The organism is Providencia sp. Marseille-Q8014, assembly GCF_965112055.1.
This window is the reverse complement of record NZ_CBCOPT010000001.1, coordinates 2006093-2025103: the sequence shown is the minus strand read 5'-3', so window position 1 is coordinate 2025103 and position 19011 is coordinate 2006093. Positions and strand designations below refer to the sequence as shown.

Sequence of the window (19011 nt, the reverse complement as noted above, 5' to 3'; positions counted from 1 at the left end):
ATTTACTAACTTCATACTGTCAGTATAGGCATAAAAGGAATCCACTATGTCTTCCCAAACCGTTATGATCATTGATGAACATCCGATTTATCGCTATGGTTTACGACAATTAATCAACGCAGATGAAGATTTTCATGTCACAGCAGAAAGCTGTAATTGCTCTGAAGCACTACATATTGCGGAGGAAATACAACCTAATATCATTCTTATTGACACCAACATCTATGGTATTAAAACATTCGAAACGATCAGGTCATTACGCAAATACTGCCTGAAATCCTACCTGCTCGTTCTATCATTTTCTTCATCTAAAACAGATGTCTATAGCGCAATAGATTCTGGAGCACAAGGTTACTTACTCAAAAATAGTGACCTTGATATGCTCATGAACAGCATGCGTAAAGCGGCTGCGGGTCATCATGTGTTTAGTGAAAAAGTGTATCAGTGCCTGAGCAACCGTCATCGGCTGCATGATCCTATGTCATCGTTAACGCGCCGAGAGCGTGAAATACTACATGAAATAGCCGCGGGACTAAAAAATAGAGAAATATCGAAATTACTTTTTATCTCGGAAGAAACGGTGAAAGTGCATATCCGTAATTTACTAAAAAAATTAAATGTACGTTCTCGTTTAGAAGCCAGCTTAATATATATGCGCTCTAAATAATAAACTTTCAAATTGTTTATCGCTTCACTAAAAAATAGATAAAACTGGATTGTCACTTTTTTATTTAATCAATAGATTAACTTTTCTTTCTGGTGATAAGGGGTAGATCATAATGTCATTTTCACGCATCATGTACAACTAACTGTTAGTTATCAAAGGAAAACCTCATGTCCAACACTTCCTCTTACATCATGTATGGCATCAAAAATTGTGACACGATCAAAAAAGCTCGCCGCTACTTGGAAGACAATGATATTAGTTACCAATTTCATGATTATCGCGTTGATGGAATTGATGATGCCTTACTCTCCTCTTTCATCGCAGAACTGGGTTGGGAAGTCTTAGTCAACAAAAGAGGGACAACTTGGCGTAAACTTAGCGACGAGGAAAAAAATGCCGTTGTCGATGCTGAAAGTGCTAAGCAAGTCTTGTTGGCAGAACCCGCAATGATCAAACGACCCATTCTTGTATCAGCAGATAAGCGTTATCTTGTCGGCTTTTCTGCTGCTGAATACCAACAGTTTACCCAATAAGCTGGAGAGCTACGATGGATTGTCCTGTTATACAACTTGCTCAAGCACTCATTTCTCGCCCATCAATTAGTCCTGATGATCAAGGCTGCCAAGCTTTATTAATCGAACGATTAAAAAAGAAAGGCTTCGTGGTGGAAGATATGCCCTTCGGTGATACCCAAAATTTCTGGGCACATCATGGTACAGATGGTGAAACCTTAGCTTTTGCGGGGCATACTGATGTGGTGCCTGCTGGCGATCCTGCTAAATGGCAAACACCGCCTTTTACACCGACGATTATTAATCAGCATCTATATGGACGCGGTGCTGCTGATATGAAAGGCTCCGTAGCCGCAATGATTGTGGCTGCTGAACGCTTTGTCGAAAAACATCCTAACCACCGTGGTCGGTTGGCTTTTTTGATCACTTCCGATGAAGAAGCTAAAGCAACCAATGGTACGGTCAAAGTTGTTGAAACACTAATGCAGCGCAATGAGCGTTTAGATTATTGCTTGGTGGGTGAGCCTTCTAGTCAATCGCAACTTGGTGATACCGTTAAAAATGGTCGACGTGGCTCATTGACCGCTCATTTAACCATTTTAGGCACGCAAGGACATGTCGCTTACCCCCATCTTGCCGATAATCCAGTCCATCGTGCGACCCGTTTTTTAGATGAACTCGTTTCGACACAGTGGGATCAAGGAAATGAATTTTTCCCTGAAACCAGCATGCAAATAGCTAACGTACAAGCAGGAACAGGCGCAACCAACGTTATTCCTGGTGAGTTTTTTGTCCAATTTAATTTCCGATTCGGTTCGGAATTAACGGATAAAATGATCAAAGAACGTGTTGAAGAGATGCTTGCTCGCCACCAGCTAAAATATGAGTTGGTTTGGTCATTATCAGGTCAACCTTTTTTGACACGCTCAGGTCATTTAGTTGATGCGACGACCCAAGCTATCCGTGAATTAACCGGTCGAACGACTGAGTTATCGACTAGCGGGGGAACATCTGATGGCCGTTTCATTGCGCAAATGGGGGCTCAAGTCATTGAGTTAGGTCCATTAAATGCAACTATTCATAAGGTTGACGAGTGTGTCAAGGTCAGTGATTTGCAACAACTCGCTTTAATCTATGAGCGAATTATGGAGCTATTGCTATTATGATTTCGATTGAAATGCTAACAGGTCGTTCAACGGAGCATCTCGTCACATTAGGTGGTCCTCATCGCCTTCAGTTTAATGCGACCAAAGCATTTTTAGCCATGCAACAAGCCGCGGCAAGAGCAGGCTTTAAACTCCAGTCTGCGAGTGCATTTCGTGATTTTTCTCGCCAGCAACTGATTTGGAATGAGAAATTCTCAGGGAAACGCCCTGTACTTGATAAACAGAGCCAGCCATTAGACATTACGTTGTTAACGGAAGGCGAGTTATGTGAGGCAATTTTACATTGGTCCGCCCTGCCCGGAGCAAGTCGGCATCACTGGGGAACTGAAATCGATGTTTATGACCCTTTACGCCTTCCCGCGGGGCAGTCACTGCAACTTGAACCTTGGGAATACGAATCAGGCGGTTATTTTGCTGAACTGAATCAATGGTTGAGTGACAATATGGCCACCTACGATTTCTACCGCCCTTTTACCGCCAAAGATGCCGGTGTTGCTTATGAGCCTTGGCATATTAGTTATTGGCCGTTGTCACATGAGGCTGAACAACTGTTAACACCTGAAGTCATCAAAACTGTTTTGCAACAAGAAGATATTTTGGGTCACGATTGGTTATTAGCCAATTTAGAGTACGTTTTTAATCGCTATATTAAAATAGCGGAATAAACCCAAAAAGCACCAAGCAATTTGGTGCTTTTTTATAACGCAATCATGGCAATTCATTTTTACTCGGGATTGGTTTATCAATCACAGGTAAGCGATACATAAAAAAGAGTAACCAACATAACAAAATAAATAGTCCGAGTTTTAACCACCAAAAGTTAACAACCCAAATCGATATCATAAATGTCACCAATATCACTACCATTGCTTTAGGTTTAGCACCTTTTGGTAGGCCTTTATAGGTTTGCCAATGCCGAATATATCCACCAAACCAAGAGCGATAGAGTAACCAGTGATGAAAACGCGGTGATGAGCGAGAAAAACACCATGCGGCTAAGAGTAAAAATGGCGTTGTTGGCAATACCGGCAATACAACGCCTAAAAAGGCGAGTATTACCGCGAGCCAACCTAATAAAATTAAAAATCCTTTTGTTATGTTCAAAATGGCTCTCCCAACCGCACCGAAAACATGGTTAAATAAACTGAATGATCGATAAGGAAAATACCCTATCGAATTTCAAACTTTAATGTGATGCTAAATGTGTGCCAGTAAAAGTGTTCACTTTTCTTCCACCTTTTTAGTAACCTCATATTGGCAAGTATAGAAGGCTACATATGCATTGGTTAGCAGATTATTGGTGGGTAGTCCTACTGATTTTAGTCGGCATCATCTGGAACGCTATCAAAGAGATGATGCGGTTTGATCATAAAAAATTTCTTGATAATAAACCAGAGATACCGCCACATAAAGATAACAACCATCTTTGGGATGATGAGGACGATTGGCCTAAAAACAAGAAAGATTAGTTTTTTGCGCTACCATTTCCACAAGCTCAGGGTAGTCACGTTGAAGGCATTGCTTCAATTCTGCCCGAGCTTGCTTTAACCAAGCCTTTTGTCCTGCTAGCTGTAGTTGCTGGCATATCTCTTCGAGCGATAATTGTAATTGAAAATAGAAACGCAATAACAACAACCCACCTTCGTGTTGAGTCAGTAACCTCTGTATCGCCGCACTGCTAGCTTCAAGTGTTCTGTGATAAAAAGCAAAACCCACGAGTTCTAACCAGTCTTCGTCACTCAAATGTTGTTGTTCACAGAATGGCAAATTGAAATGACTAAGGTCTTTTCGCCAAAACAGATCTTTTGATAAACACCGTTCAGCTTGTTCACATAACAGTGAGGCCTGTGCTGATAACGGCAGTATCGCCATTGCGGTATAACATCCACTGCTCGCTTCAAGGTGACTGCCTACACGCACTAATCGATAACCCGCTTGCTGCCAAAAACTTAATAATTCAGGGGTCAGCCCAAAACTCACAGATAAAAAATCCCTTCCTTGCTCAAGGGCTAGGTGTTTTTGTGCGGCAAGTAGTTGTAAACCTATTTTTTGCCGGCGATAGGCAGGAGCAACAGCAATTCGCATAGTACGCTGGGAACGCATTTGTGCTGCTTCAGGAAAATAACTGTGCGCCGCAAGAGATTGCACCAGCAAATTACCGCGAGGACGACGCAAACCAGCCCATACCTGCCAACTTAATGCATGGTCTAAACTCCCTTCTTCCACCATCCATAATGCCCCGACCAATTGAGTCGATGATTTTGCTGTCATAAATTGCTGCTGGCTGGCATCAAGTAAGCGACGTAGGTCAAGGGGGGATGTTCGATAATGAGCGCTAGTTAAGAGTCCATAAAAGTTTTTTAGCTGTTCTGGGTTGTCCGCTAGCTGTTGTTGAGTCGTCTGTTCGATTAAGCATACCGAGTGAGTTTCTGTGCTAATGTCAGTTTCCTCAAGCAGTAATGCTTGGTTAAGCCAATTTTCTAAAGGGTCATTTTCTGCCCAACGGATAGGTGCCGCTAAATGAAGTGATGTAAAATTATCCAAATGGCTACAGAATTTATTGATAAAGCCTCGACCTGTGCCTTCATAACCCTCCACTGTGGTCGTTAATAAGACTCGAGGAAAATAGCTGACTAATTGTCGCAAAATATAGTTAGGGATCGCCGCAGCTTCATCAATAATTAACCAGTCTGCATCAATTTCGCCATCCTTCAGGCAATAACGTAGCAACTCATCAGGCGAGAAAAAGCTCACTGCGCCACCAGCGTACTTTTCAAGGGTTTGTATAGCAACCTTTGCGGGTGCACAACACCAACATTTTCCTTGCCATTTTTGTATCAGCATCCCCGCGAGAGTGGATTTACCACGCCCTCTAGGGGCAATCACTCCCCATACCCCAGATGTTGCTGCTAATAATTGGTTTAATGCTATTTGTTGTGCCGCTGTTGCTTCACCTGAAGGTGCTTGCCAATGTGCTTGTTCTGGTAGTCGCGAAAAATAGGGTTGCCGATACTGTTGCCACAGCAAGACATCGGGGCGTGATTTTATAACTCGTTGTAGATGATGAACAAAATTAGGCGTTGCTATCGCGCCATTTTGTTCATTCCAGCGTAAACTGTCACTATCTAGCGTATCGGCCCAAATATGCTGCGCTGGTGTACATAAAATCAATAAACTGCCCGCTTTTAATGTTCCTGCCAGCATGGCTAATGCTTCACTGTGTAATCCTTCTCGGGCATCGAAAACAGCATGTAAAAACTCTCGACCTAATAATAAATGGGCACTTTTGACGGATAAAGCATTTGGCATGGTTGATGAAAGTGTCAGCCAGTCACCACTTATGGTGGATTGGATCTCTTGCAACCGTTCAACCACCCACTGGCTTTCACCCGATAATACCAGTAAGCGTCGATAGCCATAGTCACTTAATTGAGCACATATTTCAGGAAGTGAGTCATTCATATCTTTGCTAAGATTTCCCAATCAACAATGATAATATTCCCGCGGCAATAAGAGGACCGACAGGCACACCACGAAATAGCGCCACACCAATCACCGTACCCACTAATAAACCTGCCACTGTTGAGGGTTGATGTGACATTAATGTCACGCCTCGGCTACCTAGCCAAGAAACTAAAATCCCTATCACGATAGCCAGCAGTGATTTCCAGTTTAAAAAAGAACCTAATACATCTTGTGCAGAGATTTTACCGCTTGCAATAGGGGCCATAACGCCAATTGTTAAGATTAAAACCCCGATCGTTAAACCATATTTTTCTACCCAAGGGAAAAAATTATTTAAAGGCGTTATACGTACGACTAAAAGAAATAACATCGCTAGTGTCACTGTCATATTATGACTAATGATCCCAAGACCCGCTAAAACTAATAAAATTATCAAAGTAGGATCAACCTGACTCATATCATATTCCCTGTAAAAAAACGCTATTTTTTGCTTATAAGGATCGCTAAAAATAAAAAGTAACGCCTATGTTATTGGCTCCCCGAATAAGAATCAAACCTAAGCGTATATTATTATTGCCCAATATATGCCTGAAATAACGTTTTAACAGGCTCACCACCTATCGCTATTATTTTATTTTTGAAATTTAAGGACGTCAGTTCAGAGAGTAATCGCGTTTTTTATGATGGGGCTCATCGGCAATAAACACTGTGGCTTGTTTAGAAGCATCAATGTGCCCTTTCTCAATTTTATACGGATGTACATGCTAAAAAACACACTCGCAATCTTTTGGCACTATCCATTCGTTATTGGTGTTTTTATTTAATAATGTACCTTAGCATTGTGGCTGACTAACCTGCGACTTTAGGCCCCAAACCTCTCCTCTAACGATGAGTTTTTGCTCATGGCCAGTTTTAGGTAAATCAATAGAAAATGTTAACATCCCCTCAGATGAAAAATCTTGCATCGTATAATGCGTTTTCGCTAACGCATGATTCAATCCTATACATAAGCAAATAGTAGTTATCGTACACTTTAGCTGTGGCACTGAAACCTCTCTCAAGGGGGTTTTAATAATCCATTCAGTGCTTAATATAAAGCGACTTCCCACTCTTCATAGGGGGGTTCCACATTAAAGGATGCATCACAATAACTGCGAATATAATCAGTTGCTCTTTTTTGTGCGTGAATAAAATTCAAAACTTCCCCTGCTTCATCAATTTCAAGGGTATTGATAAAAATAGCGTAGGCTTGTTCAATTGCACTGGGCTCTTCACCATAAAGAGATAAGTAATCAACCCCCTCAAGCATAACGTGTGAACCACTGGCCATAAAATAACTAAACGTCCTTATGGCGCTGCTAACACTTTCACTAAGTTTCATCCACTCCCCTTAAATGTTGTTTTTAGCCGAAAAGGTGTTACAACTGTTGATATCTCCCGTTTCAAACCCTTTTTTAAACCAAAAATAGCGTTGTTGAGACGTGCCATGCGTAAAGCTGTCAGGGATAACACGACCTTGACTTTGTTGTTGCAGCCTATCATCACCAATGGCTTGCGCGGCATTCAACGCCGATTGCAGATCCCCATCATCTAATATGCCTTCTTTGTCCATATTATGTCCCCAAACTCCCGCAAAACAGTCGGCCTGTAACTCAAGTTTGACAGATAATTTATTGGCTTCTTTTGTGCTCATGCCTTGCTGTAATCGTCTCACCTGCTGCTCAATACCTAATAAGTGTTGGACATGATGACCAATTTCATGAGCGACAACATACCCTTGTGCAAATTCACCACCCGCACCTAATTTAGTTTTCATGTCATTATAAAATGAGAGGTCGATATACACTTTACTGTCTGCTGGGCAATAAAATGGGCCCATAAAGGCTTTACCTTGACCACATGCTGTTGAGGTGCCGTTGCGATAAATAACGAGCTTTGGCTGCTGATACTGTTTACCTAATTTTTTGAATTCTGACTGCCATATGTCTTCAGTGGAAGCCAGCATCACTGACGTAAAATCTGCCAGCTGTTCTTCTTGTGGACTAATCGCTCTTTTTTGTGCTTGCTGAGATGATGGGTTACTAATAGGTTCACCTGTAATTAAACCTGTCAGGTCAACACCATAGTAACCGGCGACCACAATAACAATCAGGATCACAAGGCCACTTTTTCCGCGTAAAGGAATACGCATTCCACCACCAGTATTGCGATAATCACGAGGGGTATTTTCGGATCGTCTATCCTCGATATTGTTACTACGACGACGGTCTTGCCAACGCATCGTTACCTCCATAATGAGTTAATAAATTGTTAACCCGTAGTTTAAACCTAAAAATGGCATAACTTGATTAATTATTTTTATTTGCACATCGTCATCACACGCAAATAGATAAATGAGCCCACTGAATTAACACAGATATTCACGATATTAACCTTACAAATAAAATGGTTATATTACCTCTTAGACGTTTATTCTTTACTTAACATAAATTAAGCCTACTTTTAATCAAACGATCACGATAAAACACTTTGTTGCTGATATCTCATTGATTGTTACTTACAATACCAGCAGATAACTATAAAATTATTATAATTAACTTTATCACTGCGTTTCTATTAATAGAAAAACCATATCATATTCAAATTATAAGTATATTTAGGATCATAAGCATGAATGCAGCTCGGCTTCCATCTTCTGGCGCGCGTTATTTCGCCCTTCGCTTGCAGCCAGACGATGATGTCATTCCAACATTACGTAATTTTATTCAACAAAATCAATTGAAAGCCGCTTTTATTGCGGGCTGTGTTGGTAGCTTAACCCAAGTTAATCTACGTTTTGCAGGAAGAGAAGAAACCCAGCAGATCATGGGTAAGTATGAAGTCGTTTCTCTGATCGGCACCTTAGATGCGACGAGTGAACATTTGCATTTAGCTATCTCAGATGAAAATGGTCATGTTCAAGGTGGGCATATGATGAACGGTTGTACCGTGAGAACAACCTTAGAATTAGTCATTGGAGAGTTAGATAACATCACCTTCACTCGAGAATATTGTCAATTATCCGGTTATGACGAACTCGTTGTTACCCAACGCCACAACCATCATGATAAATAACGGGTTAATCCACTAAGGATCGAAATTTCCATGTCTAAATCACCTATTCTTTCAAGTCGTACTTTGGTACTTATTGTTTTTTCAATCGCCATTAATATGTTAGGTGGACAAATCAGCTCCATGATTAAGCTGCCTATCTTTCTTGATTCGATCGGCACGTTGATCTGTGCATTGTTAGCCGGACCATGGATTGCGGTATTAACAGGGTTATTAACCAATTTATTATGGGGATTGCTAAGTGGCCCTATTGCAGCAGCATTCGCACCCGTTGCTATGATGATAGGTCTTAGTGCTGGTTTGCTCGCTCATGCAGGGCTATTCCGTACATTACCGCGCGTTATTCTGTCTGGCGTGATTATTACATTGGCGTTGATGCTAGTTGCCGTACCAATTCGTACCTACCTGTTTGCTGGCACAACGGGTAGCGGTGCGGATTTCTTTGTCGCTTATTTCCATGCTGTTGGGGAAAACTTACTTGAGTCTGTCGCTATTACTGTCTTAGGTGCCAATATCGCGGATAAAATTCTTTCTGCATTAATCGCTTGGTTGTTAGTACGCCGCTTACCGTTACGTGCACAACAGAATTTTCCGCATATGGCTCGAGTCAGATAAGTATGCACCCTTTTACGTCGCTAACATTATGGCTTTGGTTGAGTATCAGCGTAGTGCTGCTGCCGTTTGGCTGGCCATTAATCACAATCAGTTTAGCCAGCTTCGCTGCTTTGCTGATTTGGCGACAGGCTCGCTATCGTTGGCGGTTTGTGTGTTGGTTTATGCTACCAATGGCGTGTGGCTTATGGTTGATCCATGGCGGATGGCTAGCCTATTGGCTGACTGGTGAATTTACAACAACACCCCAGCAACAAAAAGCGCTTACTTTATGGTTTCAACTATTCGCCATTATGAGTAGCGCACAGCTGTGGTTACAATACGTACCAACTGAAAAATTTATTCGAGCACTGTTCGCCAGCCGATTGCCCAGCAGCTTTTCATATTTATTCGCTGGGCCATTACTCTTTTTGGAACAATTACGTCAGCAATTAGCGAGCATTAAGGAAGCTCAGCTCGCAAGAGGCGTTCCCCTTGATGGTCATCTTTGGCAACGATTGATTTCATTACCTGCTTTATTATTGCCTCTCATGACTCAAACATTGAGTGAGATGGCAATTCGTGGCGCGGCATTAGATATGCGAGGCTTTCGTTCTGTCAGTCATCGCACAACTCTAGATGCCCCTAAAGACAGTACGATGCAAAGTGTTTTCCGTTATAGCCTTCTAATGGTCATTGTCATTGAAGGAGGGATCCGCTGGTGGTGGTAAATTTACAGCAATTGGTTTTCATACCTAGCAATACCGAGTTTTCTCCTCTCGGACCTGTCGACATCCAATTGTCCGCAGGTCAGTGGCTTGCGGTATTTGGTGGTAATGGTAGTGGCAAAAGCACGTTAGCTCAGCTTCTTTGCGGTTGGTTTCCTGAGCTGCTCACAGGCAAGCTTGACGGTGTCGCTGAAGTCTTATCACAACCAATATCGAATAACCATTTGGCTGCACTCAGTAGCCAAAGGCAGTTGGTTCAACAAGCACCACAACTTCAATTATCAGGATGTGGATTTAGCGTAGAACAAGAAATTGCCTTTGGCCCTGAAAACCTTGGATTACCTGAAGAACAAATTAGACAACGAGTCTATGACGCTATGCGGTTAACTCATAGTGAGAGACTTCGTGACCGCCACCCAAACTCTTTATCAGGAGGAGAAGCGCAACGTGTTGTGATTGCCTGTGCCCTTGCAATGCAACCTAAACTGCTCTTATTGGATGAAGCCTTCAGTCGTTTAACGCCAAAAGCCACACAAACCATGTTACTCAACTTAAAACAGTATTCTCAGCAAACAGGTTGCAGTGTGATTTTATTCGAACGTAACCTGCTTCCTGCGATCAGCTTTTGTGAACAATTAATGTTATTAGCGCATGGCAAGGTGATTGCTAGCCATGACAAAACGCGTGTTTTTACTGCGGCGCAACCGACTATTAATATGCCTGATGCTTGGCGTGTTTTGGGTCACTTAATGAAGCAAAACCATTGGCAAGCCGCACTCCCAACTGACGATAACGCTTTGCTGAATGCCTTTAAGGATTACCATGATAGTCGTTGATAACCTAGAATACCGTTGGCCTAATGCCATGCATGCGACGATCTCTCAATTGACACTCACGATAAATACTGGTGAAAGTGTTGCACTCGTGGGGGATAATGGCGCTGGCAAATCAACACTATTGCGGCTTGTTGCAGGATTATTACGTCCAACACAAGGACAAATTCAGGTTAATTGTCACAAGCTTTCAGCGCTCAACGCCATGCAACGAGCCAATCAAATTGGTATTTTATTTCAAGAAGTTGAAAAGCAAATCTTTCATAGTCGTGTGAAAGATGAAGTTGCCTTTGGGCTTCGTCGTCAGAAATTATCTCAACAAGAGATTAATGAACGCACCCTAAAAACACTGAAAAGTGTTCATCTGCAAGATGTGGCAGATAGCCACCCTCTCGATTTAAACGCGGGTCAACGACGAATGGTTGCCGTCGCCTGTTTGAGTGCTGTTGCCCCTAAAATTCTCTTATTAGACGAACCTACTCGTGACTTTGATGCATGTTGGTTGAGCCGTTTTGAACAGTGGCTCGCCTTACAGCAATCGATGGGAACAACAATACTTGCCATTAGCCATGATCTTGATTTTGTCGCACGTAATTTTAAGCGAGCTATCCACTTATCTGCGGGAACCGTGATTGCTGATGGCCCTCCGGAACATACGTTATGCCACCCTGATTTACAGCCTGATTTGGTCTTACCCGCCCCAACACTTTATTCATTGAGCAATGCACTTGGTCTTGAACGAGAAAACGATCCTAAATGTTGGGCTAACAAATTTATTGCCAAGTCATCGACATTTATCGGTACTCACGTGATTTCGATTGATTAAACGACGCCAATATTCATAAACTGTCCACGCTGGCTAGCCTAAAAATAATAGCTTTATTCCCATTCAATAAGACGGAGAACATTATGCACACGATTAAAGCTATCTATGTAATATTTATTCTAGCATTTTCCCTTGTGGGCTATGCTTCAACAAACCCATTAACGGCTATCACCGCTGGCATGACGCCACAACAAGTGGTCTCTATTATGGGATCCCCTGCTGACTCAGCGACACAGCAAGATGCCACTCTACTGCTCTATACAAAACATTTTACAATGACGTCTTCCACCTCCTTCACCATCCAACATTTTATTTTTATTGATAATAAACTAGTAGAGTATGGTGAAAAGAATGAAAAAATGCGCCAGACGGCCTTTACACGCCACCCAGCGGCTGAGCAGCTAAAATTATGGCTATCCGAACAAGGTAAACCCGTTAACCTATCAGCGACAGCGGGCTGCCAACGGTTAAATCAACAATCTAATTGCACGAATCAACAATAAATCCCCAAAAAAAAGTCGCTCTTATATGAGCGACTTTTTAGTGACGGCTTTAATTGTTCATTAATCGAGTTCTACGCCAATACGACGAGCCACCTCTTCATAAGCTTCAATCAAGCCACCAAGGCTTTGACGGAAACGGTCTTTATCCATTTTATTTAAGGTTGCTTTATCCCATAAACGGCTACCATCTGGAGAGAACTCATCGCCGAGAACTACTTGACCTTTAAATAAGCCAAATTCAAGTTTAAAATCAACCAAGATCAACCCTGCATCGGCGAAAATCTTTGATAATACTTCATTCGCTTTATAACTTAAGCGCTTCATTTCCGCCAAGTTTTCTTTGTTTACCCAGCCAAAAGTTTCACAATAGGACTCATTAACCATTGGGTCATGTTTTGCATCATCTTTTAAGAATAAGTCAAACAGTGGCGGGTTTAACACCATCCCTTCTTCAACACCAAGACGTTTAACCAAAGAACCGGCTGCTCGGTTGCGAATAACACACTCTACCGGCACCATATCCAATTTTTTGACTAGTGCTTCAGTATCAGAAAGCAACGCTTCCATTTGCGTTGGGATACCGGCTTCTTCCAGTTTGCTCATAATAAAATGGTTAAACTTATTGTTTACCATCCCTTTACGCTCGAACTGCTCGATTCGCTCTCCATCGAGTGCTGATGTATCATTACGGAATTCCAGAATTAAAAGGTCAGGATCCTCAGTGGTATAGACCGTTTTCGCCTTACCACGATACAACTCAGCTTTCTTTTGCATCTTACACACTCCAGAGATGGGATTATTCAATTAGGATATCAACCTGCAAAATGACACCCGCAGATTCAGATAAGTAACCGCAGAAGGGGTTAAATCTGCTCTCTACCGTTACTTATCTGCTCTGTTTTGATAAGTGATTGAATAAATGCATCTAATTCTCTAACTAACTGATATTAAATATTTTATCTACCTCACCTATTTATGATAATAAAATTCACGTGTAGACGCAAACGATTACTTAAGCTTAAACACTGGTTTTTTGTCCATTGACAGCGAATTTTAAAATTCAGGTTTTAAAGAAGTCATCAAGGTGGCTCTTTTTATGCCGTTGACCATGAAGAGAGTTAAGACAGGATTGTGAGTTATAAAAAAAGCCGTGACCCAATATCGCTGGATCACGGCTTGATAAGTCAGAAAAAATTACTTATTACCCACTTTACTGAAAGCGGCTTTCAAGGCAGCAACCATATCATCATTTTGTTTCTGAGTTAATGGTACACCTTTGGTGTTGATAAACTGTAGGCTACTACGGTTATTCAAATCACCCACTTGAATTTTATAATCTGCTTCAGGAATGGAAGGATCATCAATACCTAAATTCTGCCATTCGGAACTACTTAGCCCCTTATAGGTGACCATAACAGAACCATTTGAACGGCTACGGTCACCCACCTTCATACCAACGCTTTCGAGAGTACGTGGTAAACGTTCCCAAACTGCATCAAATGGCGCACGTACGATAACCACAGGTAAACCTGTAGAATCACTACCTGATTGAACATCAATGATGCCATAAGCACTTTGAATGCTGTTTTTATTCGAGGTATCACGTAGTGCGTACAGGCTCTCAGTTAATTCATTCAACAATAATTTATTGTAACGCTGAATTTCGGCCTGATCGTTAATCGACTCGGTACCTTGGCGCAAGCCTAAGTTGGTGACAGTCAATGCGATCATCCCGCCTTGCGGCTGAACAGTCACTTTATGACGACTTTCTAACGGAACATCTTCGTCTGCACGTTCCCATTTCACCCAATCGGTTTCAATCGCGTGCGAACCATCATCCTTAGAAGAAACAGGAATATTACGTTGTTCCAAAATCATTGCGACTTGTGACCAAAGCGCACTATTTTCAGGTGTATTCTCAAGCAACAAACGGCTTGCTTCAGCGCTATCTTCAGTACGTGAACCCGCGAGTTGCGAGATAGACAATACTGGAGGGCGAATATCAAGTGCTTTACCTACTGGGCCCGATGAGGTGACTTTAGGGATTTCATATTCACCATTTTGCAATGGTAATGTCATTCCCTGAGGTATATTTAACACTTTCAATGGCGCGGCATCGAGATAGTCTTCGTTACCGCTGACCTGACGTTTATAGCGCTGATCGCTGGAGCAGGCTGCCAGTAACACAACGAGTGACAGGCCAGCAACCTTCATAACCTTCGATTTTTGCAATAGTGTTGCCATTAAAATTCCCTAAATTTTACAGTAACCCAGCGAGTTTCAGGGCTTCTTCCACTTTTTGTTGACCGGCTGCGGTTAACGGTGTCATTGGTAACCGTAATGTATCGTCAGCAATCAAGCCAAGGCGGTGGCAGCCCCACTTCGCTGGAATTGGATTAGGCTCAACAAATAACTGATGATGCAAACCCATCAGACGTTTGTTTAATTCACGAGCCTCAGTATATTTGCCCGCAAGCGCTAAGTCACACATTTTTACCATTTGTGCGGCAGCAACGTTAGCAGTAACAGAAATAACGCCCTGACCGCCCAACTGCATGAAGTCAAGTGCGGTTGCATCATCACCAGTGAGCAGAACAAAATCGTCATTAACCAGTTCTTTGATTTGATGAACCCTTGCTAAGTTCCCTGTCGCCTCTTTAATTGACACAATATTCGCCAATTTAGCTAAGCGCCCCACTGTTTCTGGTAATAAATCACATCCTGTGCGTGATGGTACATTATAGAGAATTTGAGGCAAGCTCGTGTTTTCTGAAATTGCTTTAAAGTGTTGATACAAGCCTTCTTGTGAAGGTCTATTGTAATACGGTGTCACTGTCAGGCAGGCAACCACTCCGGAATGTTCAAACTCTCTTGTCAACGAGATAGCTTCTGCGGTCGCGTTCGCCCCTGCTCCAGCAATAATAGGAATACGCCCATCGGCAAGTTCCAACGTGGTGTGAACGACTTCAACATGTTCTTTATGCGTTAAGGTTGCCGACTCACCTGTGGTCCCAACAGAGACAATGGCGGAGGTACCGCTCTCAACATGGTAATCAACCAATTTTTTCAAGCTTTGCTTATCCAAACGCCCATTTGAATCCATTGGTGTAATTACTGCAACAATACTGCCAGTTAAAAACGCTTTATAGTTTGTGTTTGAATGAGACATAGCTATACCCCCTAAATAGTTTAGTCTCCATGGTACTTTTTCATTTGAAAGAAGAAAACCACCCAACCACAGGTTTTTAATGAATTTTGTTAATACCGCCATGAATAACTTAAACAGAAGTAATAATTCTCGATCATTCTTCGCAAGAGTGAATCTGCCTACTTGGCAGATTCTCATTTTTATGGTTTCCTTACCGATATCAACAAGCAGATTTTATGCTTGGAATCTTGAAGCTAAAAAGTGAATCTGCCAATTAAAAATAAGGAACAGACTTTGCCTAAGACAGAACAGCAATTTCTTGTGATTACTGCGCTAGGAACCGATCGTCCGGGCATTGTGAATACTATTACACGTCTTGTGAGCGAGTGTGATTGCAATATTGAAGACAGCCGTTTAGCCATGTTTGGTAAGGAATTTACCTTTATTATGATGCTTTCCGGTAGTTGGAACGCGATAGCCCAAATTGAAGCTATTCTACCGCTGAAAGGGGCCGAACTTGATCTGTTGATTGTGATGAAGCGTACGCAAAGTGTACAAACAACCGATTATCCATCAACAGTCACAGTGAACGTTATGGTTGATGATGCACCGCGTATCGTAGAACAATTTACGAATTTATTCACAACTCAACAATGTAATATCGCGGAGCTTGTGTCAAAAACACAACCCGCAAACAATGGCATGCCGGCTCAGCTCGAAATTCAAATTACAGCGCATCATCCATTGGATGATAATGGCATAATTATAAAGAATAAATTTCAACAACTATGTACAATACTCAATGCAAAAGGCAACATAAGCATTGTTAATAATCCTAAAATGCAGAGTTAACGGAGATATATGTAATGAACCCATTGAAAGCCGGTGATAAGGCGCCTCAATTTAGCCTTCCTGACCAAGATGGTGAAATCATCAATCTTTCAGATTATCAGGGTCAACGCGTATTAGTTTACTTCTACCCTAAGGCCATGACCCCAGGATGTACAGTCCAAGCATGTGGTCTGCGTGACGAAATGGATACACTTAGACAAAAGGGTGTTGAAGTTTTAGGCATTAGCACAGATAAACCCGAAAAATTGTCTCGTTTCGCTGAAAAAGAAATGTTGAACTTCACACTGCTCTCAGATGAAGATCATCAAGTTTGTGAACAATTTGGTGTTTGGGGTGAAAAACAGTTCATGGGGAAAACTTATGATGGCATCCATCGTATTAGTTTCCTTGTTGATGCAAATGGAACTATTGAACATGTATTCGATAATTTCAAAACCAGCAATCACCATGAAATTGTTCTCGAATACATAAATAGTCACGCTTAATATTTTACCTGATAGGGTTGTTAAGCTTTACACAACCCTCTCTTCTTTCTCCTGCAACCTTAATCCTACCGCGCAAAAGACAGGACAATCAAAAACTAACGATGATTGTTCATCTGAACAGTACCAACACCTCTATTCTTCGCTGAACGCGAAACAAAGATAGAGACAGCTTATTGCTATGATATTCAAATTCATCCCATTCATGTTCCGGCATTATCGACAGAGAGGACAAGACAATGAATCTCGATGAATAGCCAACCAAACAACAAAAATAAACCGGTTACTGCTCCCGTTGGAGCAATAACCTCGTCAGCAAGCGTAACTCGATATAGGTTAATCTAAGCCAGATTGAACCGATAAAATCATGAACAATAACGCTTCCACAATCCTGTTTTATTGTTGCAGTTGCTGTTGATATAAATGGTAATTTTCTGCATCGAAGCACATGAAAATGACTTTCATCGGCAACGCATGAGCGGCAAGGTAATTTACGACAGTTTCGCAAGCAACCTGTGCAGCTAATGCCTTAGGAAAACCATAGATCCCAGTGCTAATATTGGGAAATGCGATAGTCGCGACCTTATACTGGCTGGCCAATTGTAAGCAGGATAAATACGCATTTGCTAATACCTGTGTTTCACCGTATGTTCCGTCTTGCCATACCGGCCCTACCGTATGAATAACATATTTAGCAGGCAAACGACCCGCTGTCGTTATAACTGCATGCCCAGGTTTACACCCTCCCTGTTTAGCTCTAATTTGGCGGCATTCATCAAGAATTGCACTGCCTCCTGCACGGTGAATAGCGCCATCGACGCCACCACCGCCTAATAAAGAACTATTCGCTGCATTCACGATAGCATCGACGGTAACTTTAGTGATATCACCTTGTTGTAACTCGATATTAGCCGGCATTGTCGCCCCTTTACTCCAGTTTAGCTTGGTTTTCCGTTGTTTCTTCAGGCCAGACGTTAATCACCGCTTTGATCAATGTGGCTAACGGTATCGCAAAAAATACGCCCCAAAAACCCCATAATCCCCCAAAAATCACTACCGATAATATAATCACAAGCGGATGAAGATTCACGGCCTCAGAAAAGAGTAGCGGAACGAATAAATTACTGTCTAACCCTTGAATAACAAGGTAAACAATGATTAGCGACCAAAAATCACTGCCGATCCCCCATTGAAACAACGCCACAAGAACCACTGGGATGGTTACCGCCACGGCACCAATGTAAGGGATCAATACCGACACCCCGACCAGTACCGATAATAACACCGAATAACGCAAGTCAAAGTAAGCGAACCCCGCATAGGTACAAACGCCAACAATGATCATCTCAGTGACTTTACCACGTAAATAGTTGGTAATTTGTTGGTTCATTTCTATCCATACTTTCCCCACCAATAAACGGTTTCGTGGAAGGACTTTTTGGACACTATTAATGATTTTTTGTTTATCTTTTAATAAGAAAAATGTCATTAGAGGCACAAGAACGGTATAAATAGCTAAAGTAAATACACCGATTAAAGAAGCCACCGACATTTTCACGACGGATTCCGCCATCCCTGACAAACGACCACGTAAATTATCAGCCATCATATCAATGATACCCGCGTCAACTAAAGCCGGATATCGTTCAGGTAAGGTTTGTGCGAATTCGTTAAAACGATTTACCATATTTGGCAAATCCCCTACCAGATTAATCCCTTGTTGCCATGCCGTTGGTGCAATAATTAAAATGACCATGGCACTAATTCCCGCAAACAAGGTCAAAATAATCGTAACCGCAACAACACGAGAGCAACCAATACGCTCAAGTAAATGTGTCGGCCATTCAAGTAAGTAAGCTAAGGCGATAGCGACCAACAACGGAGCTAATATATTGCTAAAGAAAAAGATGATACAGAAGCCAACAATGAGCAACGTAAACAACGCAACAGCCTGAGGATCAGCAAAGCGTCGCCGATACCATTGTAATAGCATTTCCAACATATATAGCTCCTTGGGAAGTGATGCTTTAAAGACAGTTCCTAAATTAGCGAAAATTATACCAATTAACAGACATTTCGATAGCTTTTGCTATCATGGATTAAGCTGAAAATTAATCGTTGTACGGG

The 19011-nt window shown here is 41.9% G+C and carries 22 protein-coding genes and 1 pseudogene; 13 read left to right on the top strand and 10 right to left on the bottom strand.

Translation table 11 applies throughout. From position 1 onward, the window contains the following. Window positions 1-46 precede the first annotated feature (46 nt). The 4 genes from ACWPW6_RS08875 (at window position 47) to ACWPW6_RS08860 (ending at window position 3010) form a co-directional block, all read left to right on the top strand. Entirely contained in the window at window positions 47-667 is a 621-nt protein-coding gene (locus tag ACWPW6_RS08875) for a LuxR C-terminal-related transcriptional regulator (RefSeq protein WP_250000425.1), read from the top strand. Window positions 668-834: 167 nt separating this feature from the next. Continuing rightward, the gene (locus tag ACWPW6_RS08870) at window positions 835-1200 is read left to right on the top strand and encodes an ArsC family reductase (protein ID WP_154624975.1); all 366 of its coding nucleotides are present in this window, start codon (window positions 835-837) and stop codon (window positions 1198-1200) included. Between the two features lie 14 nt (window positions 1201-1214). Continuing rightward, window positions 1215-2345: a succinyl-diaminopimelate desuccinylase gene (gene dapE, locus ACWPW6_RS08865; RefSeq protein WP_250000423.1), complete on the top strand. Its 1131-nt coding sequence runs from the start codon at window positions 1215-1217 to the stop codon at window positions 2343-2345. Then, entirely contained in the window at window positions 2342-3010 is a 669-nt protein-coding gene (locus ACWPW6_RS08860; RefSeq protein WP_154624977.1) for a M15 family metallopeptidase, read from the top strand. Before dapE ends, ACWPW6_RS08860 begins: the two co-directional genes overlap by 4 nt. A 43-nt stretch (window positions 3011-3053) precedes the next feature. Here ACWPW6_RS08860 and ACWPW6_RS08855 read toward each other — a convergent pair whose 3' ends face one another. Then, window positions 3054-3443, bottom strand: a complete 390-nt coding sequence (locus ACWPW6_RS08855) for a DUF454 family protein (RefSeq protein ID WP_163863576.1) — start codon at window positions 3441-3443, stop codon at window positions 3054-3056. Between the two features lie 179 nt (window positions 3444-3622). On the opposite strand from ACWPW6_RS08855, the gene ACWPW6_RS08850 reads away from it, so the two are divergent. Further along, window positions 3623-3814, top strand: a complete 192-nt coding sequence (locus ACWPW6_RS08850; RefSeq protein ID WP_154624979.1) for a YpfN family protein — start codon at window positions 3623-3625, stop codon at window positions 3812-3814. Here the strand turns inward: ACWPW6_RS08850 and ACWPW6_RS08845 are convergent. From ACWPW6_RS08845 to ypfJ, 4 genes are all read right to left on the bottom strand, one after another. Next, on the bottom strand, window positions 3795-5807 hold the full coding sequence (locus ACWPW6_RS08845; protein WP_250000421.1) for a tRNA(Met) cytidine acetyltransferase TmcA: 2013 nt from the start codon (window positions 5805-5807) through the stop codon (window positions 3795-3797). The two genes, ACWPW6_RS08850 and ACWPW6_RS08845, sit on opposite strands and share 20 nt — an antisense overlap. A gap of 7 nt (window positions 5808-5814) precedes the next feature. Further along, window positions 5815-6267: a DUF441 domain-containing protein gene (locus ACWPW6_RS08840; RefSeq protein WP_154624981.1), complete on the bottom strand. Its 453-nt coding sequence runs from the start codon at window positions 6265-6267 to the stop codon at window positions 5815-5817. 630 nt (window positions 6268-6897) lie between these two features. Then, the gene (locus tag ACWPW6_RS08835; protein ID WP_154624983.1) at window positions 6898-7191 is read right to left on the bottom strand and encodes a DUF7677 family protein; all 294 of its coding nucleotides are present in this window, start codon (window positions 7189-7191) and stop codon (window positions 6898-6900) included. A gap of 9 nt (window positions 7192-7200) precedes the next feature. Further along, window positions 7201-8091, bottom strand: coding sequence for a KPN_02809 family neutral zinc metallopeptidase (ypfJ, locus tag ACWPW6_RS08830; protein WP_154624984.1), 891 nt, complete (start codon window positions 8089-8091; stop codon window positions 7201-7203). A gap of 389 nt (window positions 8092-8480) precedes the next feature. Between ypfJ and ACWPW6_RS08825 the strand changes: the two genes are divergently transcribed. From ACWPW6_RS08825 to ACWPW6_RS08800, 6 genes and pseudogenes are all read left to right on the top strand, one after another. Next, window positions 8481-8924 (top strand): PPC domain-containing DNA-binding protein, encoded by a 444-nt coding sequence (locus tag ACWPW6_RS08825; protein ID WP_163861460.1) that lies wholly within the window; start codon window positions 8481-8483, stop codon window positions 8922-8924. A gap of 30 nt (window positions 8925-8954) precedes the next feature. Then, window positions 8955-9536 (top strand): ECF transporter S component, encoded by a 582-nt coding sequence (locus ACWPW6_RS08820; protein ID WP_154624986.1) that lies wholly within the window; start codon window positions 8955-8957, stop codon window positions 9534-9536. 2 nt (window positions 9537-9538) lie between these two features. Further along, complete coding sequence (locus tag ACWPW6_RS08815) at window positions 9539-10243, top strand: energy-coupling factor transporter transmembrane component T (RefSeq protein WP_250000419.1); 705 nt, start codon at window positions 9539-9541, stop codon at window positions 10241-10243. Then, window positions 10234-11076: an energy-coupling factor ABC transporter ATP-binding protein gene (locus tag ACWPW6_RS08810; protein ID WP_250000417.1), complete on the top strand. Its 843-nt coding sequence runs from the start codon at window positions 10234-10236 to the stop codon at window positions 11074-11076. Before ACWPW6_RS08815 ends, ACWPW6_RS08810 begins: the two co-directional genes overlap by 10 nt. 70 nt (window positions 11077-11146) lie before the next feature. Next, a pseudogene (locus tag ACWPW6_RS08805) lies at window positions 11147-11899 on the top strand (energy-coupling factor ABC transporter ATP-binding protein); the annotation flags it as partial. Between the two features lie 83 nt (window positions 11900-11982). Then, window positions 11983-12402 (top strand): hypothetical protein, encoded by a 420-nt coding sequence (locus tag ACWPW6_RS08800; protein ID WP_250000413.1) that lies wholly within the window; start codon window positions 11983-11985, stop codon window positions 12400-12402. Window positions 12403-12462: 60 nt separating this feature from the next. Here the strand turns inward: ACWPW6_RS08800 and purC are convergent, their stop codons facing one another. From purC to dapA, 3 genes are all read right to left on the bottom strand, one after another. Then, window positions 12463-13176, bottom strand: a complete 714-nt coding sequence (gene purC, locus ACWPW6_RS08795; RefSeq protein WP_154624991.1) for a phosphoribosylaminoimidazolesuccinocarboxamide synthase — start codon at window positions 13174-13176, stop codon at window positions 12463-12465. Window positions 13177-13596: 420 nt separating this feature from the next. Next, window positions 13597-14646 (bottom strand): outer membrane protein assembly factor BamC, encoded by a 1050-nt coding sequence (gene bamC, locus ACWPW6_RS08790; RefSeq protein WP_154624992.1) that lies wholly within the window; start codon window positions 14644-14646, stop codon window positions 13597-13599. A 16-nt stretch (window positions 14647-14662) separates the two neighbouring features. Beyond that, on the bottom strand, window positions 14663-15571 hold the full coding sequence (gene dapA, locus ACWPW6_RS08785) for a 4-hydroxy-tetrahydrodipicolinate synthase (protein WP_154624993.1): 909 nt from the start codon (window positions 15569-15571) through the stop codon (window positions 14663-14665). A gap of 273 nt (window positions 15572-15844) precedes the next feature. On the opposite strand from dapA, the gene ACWPW6_RS08780 reads away from it, so the two are divergent. Both ACWPW6_RS08780 and bcp read left to right on the top strand, forming a co-directional pair. Next, window positions 15845-16402 carry a glycine cleavage system transcriptional repressor gene (locus ACWPW6_RS08780; protein ID WP_154624994.1) on the top strand — a complete coding sequence of 186 codons (558 nt, stop codon included), beginning with the start codon at window positions 15845-15847 and terminating at the stop codon, window positions 16400-16402. A gap of 14 nt (window positions 16403-16416) precedes the next feature. Continuing rightward, window positions 16417-16887 carry a thioredoxin-dependent thiol peroxidase gene (gene bcp, locus ACWPW6_RS08775; RefSeq protein WP_154624995.1) on the top strand — a complete coding sequence of 157 codons (471 nt, stop codon included), beginning with the start codon at window positions 16417-16419 and terminating at the stop codon, window positions 16885-16887. A 393-nt stretch (window positions 16888-17280) separates the two neighbouring features. Here the strand turns inward: bcp and ACWPW6_RS08770 are convergent, their stop codons facing one another. Both ACWPW6_RS08770 and ACWPW6_RS08765 read right to left on the bottom strand, forming a co-directional pair. Then, window positions 17281-17802 (bottom strand): O-acetyl-ADP-ribose deacetylase, encoded by a 522-nt coding sequence (locus ACWPW6_RS08770; RefSeq protein WP_154624996.1) that lies wholly within the window; start codon window positions 17800-17802, stop codon window positions 17281-17283. 10 nt (window positions 17803-17812) lie between these two features. Further along, a complete protein-coding gene (locus tag ACWPW6_RS08765) occupies window positions 17813-18886 on the bottom strand; it encodes an AI-2E family transporter (RefSeq protein WP_154624997.1) in 1074 nt (357 codons plus the stop codon). Window positions 18887-19011: the final 125 nt, after the last annotated feature.

Bases quoted from the DNA above. Each gene is read 5' to 3' on its own strand.
- ACWPW6_RS08875 (WP_250000425.1), top strand. From the start codon at position 47: ATGTCTTCCCAAACCGTTATGATCATTGATGAACATCCGATTTATCGC.
- ACWPW6_RS08870 (WP_154624975.1), top strand. From the start codon at position 835: ATGTCCAACACTTCCTCTTACATCATGTATGGCATCAAAAATTGTGAC.
- dapE (WP_250000423.1), top strand. From the start codon at position 1,215: ATGGATTGTCCTGTTATACAACTTGCTCAAGCACTCATTTCTCGCCCA.
- ACWPW6_RS08860 (WP_154624977.1), top strand. From the start codon at position 2,342: ATGATTTCGATTGAAATGCTAACAGGTCGTTCAACGGAGCATCTCGTC.
- ACWPW6_RS08850 (WP_154624979.1), top strand. From the start codon at position 3,623: ATGCATTGGTTAGCAGATTATTGGTGGGTAGTCCTACTGATTTTAGTC.
- ACWPW6_RS08845 (WP_250000421.1), bottom strand. From the start codon at position 5,807: ATGAATGACTCACTTCCTGAAATATGTGCTCAATTAAGTGACTATGGC.
- ACWPW6_RS08840 (WP_154624981.1), bottom strand. From the start codon at position 6,267: ATGAGTCAGGTTGATCCTACTTTGATAATTTTATTAGTTTTAGCGGGT.
- ACWPW6_RS08835 (WP_154624983.1), bottom strand. From the start codon at position 7,191: ATGAAACTTAGTGAAAGTGTTAGCAGCGCCATAAGGACGTTTAGTTAT.
- ypfJ (WP_154624984.1), bottom strand. From the start codon at position 8,091: ATGCGTTGGCAAGACCGTCGTCGTAGTAACAATATCGAGGATAGACGA.
- ACWPW6_RS08825 (WP_163861460.1), top strand. From the start codon at position 8,481: ATGAATGCAGCTCGGCTTCCATCTTCTGGCGCGCGTTATTTCGCCCTT.
- ACWPW6_RS08820 (WP_154624986.1), top strand. From the start codon at position 8,955: ATGTCTAAATCACCTATTCTTTCAAGTCGTACTTTGGTACTTATTGTT.
- ACWPW6_RS08815 (WP_250000419.1), top strand. From the start codon at position 9,539: ATGCACCCTTTTACGTCGCTAACATTATGGCTTTGGTTGAGTATCAGC.
- ACWPW6_RS08800 (WP_250000413.1), top strand. From the start codon at position 11,983: ATGCACACGATTAAAGCTATCTATGTAATATTTATTCTAGCATTTTCC.
- purC (WP_154624991.1), bottom strand. From the start codon at position 13,176: ATGCAAAAGAAAGCTGAGTTGTATCGTGGTAAGGCGAAAACGGTCTAT.
- bamC (WP_154624992.1), bottom strand. From the start codon at position 14,646: ATGGCAACACTATTGCAAAAATCGAAGGTTATGAAGGTTGCTGGCCTG.
- dapA (WP_154624993.1), bottom strand. From the start codon at position 15,571: ATGTCTCATTCAAACACAAACTATAAAGCGTTTTTAACTGGCAGTATT.
- bcp (WP_154624995.1), top strand. From the start codon at position 16,417: ATGAACCCATTGAAAGCCGGTGATAAGGCGCCTCAATTTAGCCTTCCT.
- ACWPW6_RS08770 (WP_154624996.1), bottom strand. From the start codon at position 17,802: ATGCCGGCTAATATCGAGTTACAACAAGGTGATATCACTAAAGTTACC.
- ACWPW6_RS08765 (WP_154624997.1), bottom strand. From the start codon at position 18,886: ATGTTGGAAATGCTATTACAATGGTATCGGCGACGCTTTGCTGATCCT.